The organism is Streptomyces nanshensis (assembly GCF_001751255.1).
Taxonomy (GTDB): Bacteria; Actinomycetota; Actinomycetes; order Streptomycetales; family Streptomycetaceae; genus Streptomyces; species Streptomyces nanshensis_A.
The window spans coordinates 260-3052 of sequence record NZ_LJGW01000159.1; the positions used below are offsets into that span (position 1 = coordinate 260).

Consider the following 2793-nt stretch of genomic DNA (forward strand, 5'->3'; position numbering starts at 1 on the left):
CGACTCCGCGTCATGCGCGCAGTCGGGGCCGTACGTGTCCACGCCCGTGCGCCGGGACGGCGGCCGGGACGTCCCGAACGGACGTGTGGACGGCGGCGGTCGGGGCGGTACGCCGGGCCCCGGGCCCGCGCCCGGCACGACCGTGCGGCTGTTCCGCTCAGCCGGAGACCCGGGCGACGAGCACGCAGGCGTCGTCCTCCCGCTCGCCGCTGCCGAACTCCTCCACGACGCGGCGTACGCACTCCCGCGCCGACTGCCCTTCGCTGAAGTGCGGCGCGAGAGCGAGCAGCCGCTCCGGCGCCGTGCCGCCGTGCCGTCCCGTGCCGCCTCCGGGCCGCTCGTCCTGCGGTGCGAGACCGTCGGTGTGCAGCACCAACAGGTCGCCGTCCCGGAGCACTTCGGTGCACTGCCCGTACGCGGCGACCGGGGTGGCGCCCAGCAGCACGCCCTCCGGCGGGCTCAGCACCCGTCCCGTACCGCCGCGGAAGAGCAGCGGCGCCGGATGCCCCGCCTGCGCCCAGGTCAGGGTGCGCTCGCGCGGCTCGTACCGGCAGCACACCGCGCTGCCGAGCGCGGGCTGCGCGGAGCCGTCCAGCAGCCGGTTCAGATGCCCCATCAGCGCCTCCGGCGCGACACCGGCCAGCGCCATGCCGCGGATCGCGCCCAGCAGCGTCGCCATCCCGGAGGCCGCGGCCACGCCGTGCCCGGTCAGGCCGCCCGCGCTCAACAGCGTCGCGCCGCCGGGCAGTTCGAGTGCGTCGTACCAGTCGCCGCCGGCCATCGCACTCATCGCGGACGGCAGAAAGTGCGAGGCGACGTCGAGCGCCCCGGCGCGGCCCTCGGCTCCGTAACCGCCCGTACCGCCGGGCGGGATGCGCCGCGCGCCGCGCCACGGCGGCAGCACCGACTCCTGCAACTCGGCCGCGAGCCGGCGCTCGGCCTGCGCCGGCGGACGCTCGCGGCGCACCGTCTCGCGGATCTCGCGGACGGCCAGTTCGCTGCGGCGCAGTTCGCTGACGTCCCGTATCACGGCCCACATGGCGGCGGTGGCGCCCTGGGCGTCGAGCACGGGCTCGCCCAGCAGATGGAGGCTGCGTACGGCGGTGTCCGGCCGCATGATCCTCAGCTCACGGTCGATGGGCCTGCCGTCCACCAGACAGTCGGTGACGGCCGCCGCCAGCAGCGGCTGGTCCTCGGGGAGGACCCACGAGGGCAGTTCGTCCAGGGAGAGCGGGCCGTCCTCGGCGGTGCGCCCGAAGATCGCGTACAGCTCGGGGGACCAGGACACCTCGTCGGTCAGCAGGTTCCACTCGGCGCTGCCGGCCCGGCCGGTCAGCGGTGCGCGGCCGTCCTCCGTACCGGAGGCCCGTCCGCCCTCGCGGTCGCCGTCGCCGGGTCCCGTGCCGTGCGGATCCCCGCCGTACGCCTCGGCCGTCCCTGTCCCTGCTTCGGAATCTGCCTCCGCGCGCGCGGAGGCTCCCGCGCGGAGCTGCCCGAGGTGCTCCCCGAGGTCGTCGAGCTGGTGGACGGCCAGGTCGCACAGGGCGCGCCGCCAGCGTCGGGCCGGGTCCTCGGACTCCTCGCCGTCCGCGTCCCGCGCGCGCGGCCGTACGGCGTCGATCCCGCCGCGCAGATGCCGGGCCTGACTGATCAGCGCGTCGAGCGCTCCGCGCTCGGGCGGCTGGGAGGAGGTGCGGTCCGCATCGAGGTGGGAGGGCATCGAGGTCTCCGATACGGGAAGTGAGGGCTCGGTTACGACTGTTGCACAGCGTGCGACCGGCCGTAAGCGGTTTGCCGAAGCCGCCGGTGGCACGGCCGCGGACCCGCGCCGTGCGGCGCGCGGGGCACATCCCGGGTGCCGCGCGGAGCGGCGGCGGGCGGTGTGCCGTGCGCACCGGGTGGACGGGAGCGTCCGAGACGGCCGCCGAATGCCGGTAGGCTCCCGGTCCCGGGGGCGATCCCCTCATTCCGCTTGTCCGTCACGGACCAGGAGTAGAACGAGAGCCACCGGCAAGGATGCTGGTCAACGGAAAATCCCGTTGCCAGTCGAATACCCCGCACCGGATGCTGACCTTATGTTCGTCGATTCCGTCGATTCAGACATAGCGCCCAGCGGCACGCTGCTCGGCCTCCTCCAGAGGGGGCGCGGCGACGGCACGCTGCACGCGCTGGCTGCGCCGCGCGCCGAGGCGCTGGCCGCCCTGCGGCAGTGCGTACTCCACGACCCGCGGCGGGACTGGCAGATCGAGCACCGCTCGCTCTACTACGCACGGCTCCACATGGAGCTCGACGCCTCGCTCGACGACATCGAGGAACATCTCTTCTCCGCAGAGGACGCCCTGCCGGGCGGCGAGTGCGAGTCCCGTACGGGGCTGGCGCTGTCCGTGCTCGGCCACCTCGCCTCGTACGAGAACGCCGCGGCGACCGCGCTGCTGCGCCGCTATGCCACCTCGGGCGCCAACTGGCAGTGGGCACTGGACGAGTTGGCCGTCCGTGACGACGACGCCGGGCTGCGCGCCCTCGGGCCCGCCGTCCTCGCCCGCTTCCCGCAGACGCCCGCGGGCGACGCCGAACTGGCCGCCGCCGCACGGGAGTCCTTCGAACCGCGCCCGTGGCGGCTGTGGGCGGAGGACCCGGCACATCCCGAACAGGCCGCGCGCCTGGGCCGGGTGCGCGAGCAGGGCTGCTTCGACCGCTGGCAGCGCCAGTTGGGCGCGCAGGGTCCCCGGCCGGGCTGGAGCGTGCGCGAAGTCCTCGACTGGGCCCAGGACGGTTACGAGCAGCATCCGCGCG

The 2793-nt window shown here is 75.1% G+C and carries 1 protein-coding gene and 1 pseudogene; one reads left to right on the forward strand and one right to left on the reverse strand.

Annotation, left to right across the window (positions count from 1 at the left end):
• Positions 1–157: 157 nt before the first annotated feature.
• Positions 158–1720: a PP2C family protein-serine/threonine phosphatase gene (locus tag AN218_RS09805; protein ID WP_070016387.1), complete on the reverse strand. Its 1563-nt coding sequence runs from the start codon at positions 1718–1720 to the stop codon at positions 158–160.
• A gap of 355 nt (positions 1721–2075) precedes the next feature.
• On the opposite strand from AN218_RS09805, the pseudogene AN218_RS09810 reads away from it, so the two are divergent.
• Positions 2076–2793, forward strand: a pseudogene (locus AN218_RS09810) (HEAT repeat domain-containing protein); the annotation flags it as partial.

Bases quoted from the DNA above. Each gene is read 5' to 3' on its own strand.
- AN218_RS09805 (WP_070016387.1), bottom strand. From the start codon at position 1,720: ATGCCCTCCCACCTCGATGCGGACCGCACCTCCTCCCAGCCGCCCGAG.